We start from the raw sequence: 3,601 nt of genomic DNA on the forward strand, positions 1-3,601 counted from the left end.
TTTGCTATTGCGGTGGTAGCTTTATATAAAAATCGTAAAAAGAAGCTGTTTAATTTTGTTGCTCAATTTAATACACAGCTTGGTTCAGGTGATTATACCTTGATAATTGATAAAAATAAGAAAATAAAATTTATTGGAAGGGATTGGGCAAATATTCTACAAATAGAACACTACTCTGCCTTGGGTAGGGACATGAATAAAATTTTATTGCCTAATACAGTCAAGCCTGTTTTAGAAGTAGTTAACGAGCTGATGGATACTAAAAAAAGAAGAAAAACGGTTGCTTTAAGAAATAAACCAGAAGGCTTCCAGAACCAGTATCTGGTTATAATGAAATTTTTAAGGGATTTAGATTTCTATGCTTTTGCTATTATTGACAAATCCGATGAGGAGTATATAAAAAAAGTAAGATATTGGGCTGTTATTGCACAGGATCTTGCCCATGGAATAAAGACAGTACTGGCTTCAATTGATATGGATATTAATAATCAGTGTGATTTGTTTCAGGAAAAGTATAATAAAGATGATGCAGATATGCTCAAGTATTTTAACTCAATCAAGGGGCAGCTTGACAGATTGAAGAGAATGAGTGATGGATTTATGAGGTTTGTAAATTTTAAAAAATCTGAGTTAAAACCTGTGGATGTAAATAAAAAGGTAAGTGAGATTTTGCTGAATCTGCATAGTTCGTTTTCATCATTTATTAATATTGAGTGGGATCTGGATAAGTCAAACCCAAAAGCTTTGATTGATGAGCGCCAGTTTGAGACAGCATTGACAAATGTTTTTGTTAATGCTGTTGAGAGTATTGAAACAGAAGGTACTATCCGTGTTTGCACAAGAAAGGTTCACGCTTTCAGCTCTTCAGGGAAAAATAATTATGAAGACGGATGTGTTGAAATTATTATACATGATACGGGTAAAGGCATAGCTCCGGTATATCTCGACAAAATTACACAACCCTATTTTACTCAAAAGGATTCCGGAACAGGGCTTGGGCTTGCTCTTGTTAAACGGATTATTGAAAGCCATGAAGGAGAACTCCGCATTAACAGCCAGCCAGGAATAGGTACATCTGTCAGCATGCGTTTTAAAAGCTATAATAATGGTTTATGATTGCTGGCACATAAATTGCTATAGAGTAATTACAATAGAAATCACTATATCTGAAATTTTGAGAAAAAATTATGACATCCAGGCAAAAAATATTATTAGTGGATGATGATCCTTCATTCAGAAAAAGATTATGTGATATGATTCGATCCTGGGGGTATGAAGTTATAGAAGCAGACCTCGGAGAAAAGGCTGTCGAACTTTTTAATATCAACAGGGATACTGACGTAGTTCTGCTGGATTTAAGGCTTCCTGATATGTCAGGGATGGATGCTGCAAGACAGATGATAGAAGAACGCCCTGTTGCGCCTGTTATTCTGATAACAGCTTACGGCGAAATTCCTGATGCTGTAAGAGCAATAAAAATAGGGGTGTATGATTTTGTTGAGAAACCAATTAACAAAAAGGAATTTGAATTAACTTTACGTAATGCTGTTTCATCAAGCTTAAATGCCCAGGAGCTCCAGAGGTATAAAGAGGAGTCTTTGTCCGAATATAAAATGATCGGGCAGTCGGAGGCTATACGGAAAGTCTATTATTTAATTGACAAAGTAGCAGAATCTAACTGTAATGTTCTGATTACCGGAGTGACAGGAGTGGGCAAAGAATTAGTTGCACATGCAATCCACAATAAGAGTAATCGTAAACATAGAAAATTAATAAAGATAGATTGTTCCTGTATACCGGAAACTTTAATTGAAAGTGAGCTTTTTGGCTCTGAGAGAGGAGCATATACCAGTTCTGTAGGATTAAAAAAAGGGAAATTGGAGCTTGCTGATAAAAGCACTCTTTTCCTTGATGAACTTGGAAATTTAAGTAAAGGTGTCCAGGCAAAATTATTGCATTTTCTTGACAGCGGTATTATTACAAGAGTTGGCGGTGTTAAAGATATAAAGATTGATGCGCGTGTTGTTGTAGCAACAAATACAAATCTTGAGCAGGCGATTGAAAATAAAAAATTCAGGAGTGATCTTTACTACAGGATAAAAACTGTTGAAATAAAAGTGCCTACACTATGGGAGAGAAGAGAAGATATCCCTCTTTTGCTTGATTATTTTATTGAATATTTCTCAGGGAAAAAGGGCAGTGCAAAACCGATGTTTACACCTGCAGTACAGCAATTTTTAAAAACATATGACTGGCCTGGAAATGTAAGGGAATTGAAAAATCTTGCAGAATATACCTGCAGTTTATATTCGGGGCAGTTAGTTGATATTAAAAATATTAAACCCAGTCTGCAAGGCCAGGATACTTCAAAGAATATAAAAACTCAAAATCTCAAAGAAGCAACTTTGCAATTTCAGAGAGAACATATTTTGGAAGCGCTTGATAAAACAGGTAAAAATATAACAAAAACTGCAAATCTGCTTGAAGTAGACAGGACGAATCTGTATAGAAAAATGAGAACACTTGGAATAAGGTAGTAGTCATTTTTACAACATTACTGTATGATATTTAATACATAGAGATGTTGTTTTGCCCTTCAAAAGACATTTCCTGTTTATCGAAAATTAATTATTAATCTCACATTTATACTCATATCAAATATCTTAAAAGTGTAGTCAATTCTGCAAAAACCTGTTGCAAAATAACACAATGTAAGTGATTGATTTTATTAAACCGGCCATTCTCGTGTTATACTTTTGTATAACTACTGCCATTGTTGAAGTCTTCATGGTTTCTTTTATTTAACACTTTAACTGATTGGAAAAATTGAAGATATGTCCAATGAGGGGTGTTTGGTATGGTTGTTGGATATATTTAAGTGTATTCACTACTATATTTAATCAAGGAAGAATATTATATAATTTTATGTTGAACAAAACCGCTTCGCGGCAGTAAAGAAAGTAGTTTTTTGACAATTTCGTAGTAACCTTGAGAAAATGAGTTTTTTCTATTGCCTTTGGATATATTAATTAACCAAAGGAGAGCGTTATGGAAAAGAAAAGATAATGAGCCTTGATGCTTTTGAGTTTACTCCGTAAAATAATAAATTTATAATTATATGAACGAAGTATATATTTTACTATCTCATGGGGTGAATCAGACCTTTTTTACCTAAAGGATTTTTCAAGGTACGATACTATGTAATACTGGCCAGCCGTAATTTAAACGCAAAATTAAAGATAGCCTAGGAGCTGTTAAATGTATGTTTAAAAAAGTCAGTTGAAAAGCTGATCTGGAAGGAACTGTTTTTCAAGCTTACGGGCAGAGACATAAGTTTATGCCCTGTGTGCGGGAAAGGCCGGATGAAGATGGTGCATTGAGTCATTCGCCACCGTAGGAACGGAAATAAAATGAGAATGATTAAGATTTACGATTGGAAAATTATCAACAGACTATGGGGAACAGGGAAAGTGCGTCTTTTTCTTGATAAAAATAGAAAATAATTTGTAAAATATAAGATAAAAGTTTGAATATTATGTATAGTAATAGAATTACAGGGGAAAAAGTATATGAAACTGCTATTGGGTGTAATATGAGCAAA

At 34.0% G+C, this 3,601-nt stretch carries 2 protein-coding genes; both read left to right on the top strand.

Features of this window, described 5'->3' with window-relative positions:
- Window positions 1–1,116 (top strand): hypothetical protein (locus J7K93_07315; protein ID MCD6116806.1); only part of this gene is annotated, 1,116 nt, incomplete at its 5' end.
- A gap of 71 nt (window positions 1,117–1,187) precedes the next feature.
- Window positions 1,188–2,537, top strand: a complete 1,350-nt coding sequence (locus J7K93_07320; GenBank protein ID MCD6116807.1) for a sigma-54-dependent Fis family transcriptional regulator — start codon at window positions 1,188–1,190, stop codon at window positions 2,535–2,537.
- Window positions 2,538–3,601: the final 1,064 nt, after the last annotated feature.

The sequence above is a fragment of the bacterium genome (genome assembly GCA_021158245.1).
Classification (GTDB): Bacteria; Zhuqueibacterota; QNDG01; order QNDG01; family QNDG01; genus QNDG01.

Excerpts from the sequence above, each read along its gene's own strand:
- J7K93_07320 (MCD6116807.1), top strand. The coding sequence starts at position 1,188 with ATGACATCCAGGCAAAAAATATTATTAGTGGATGATGATCCTTCATTC.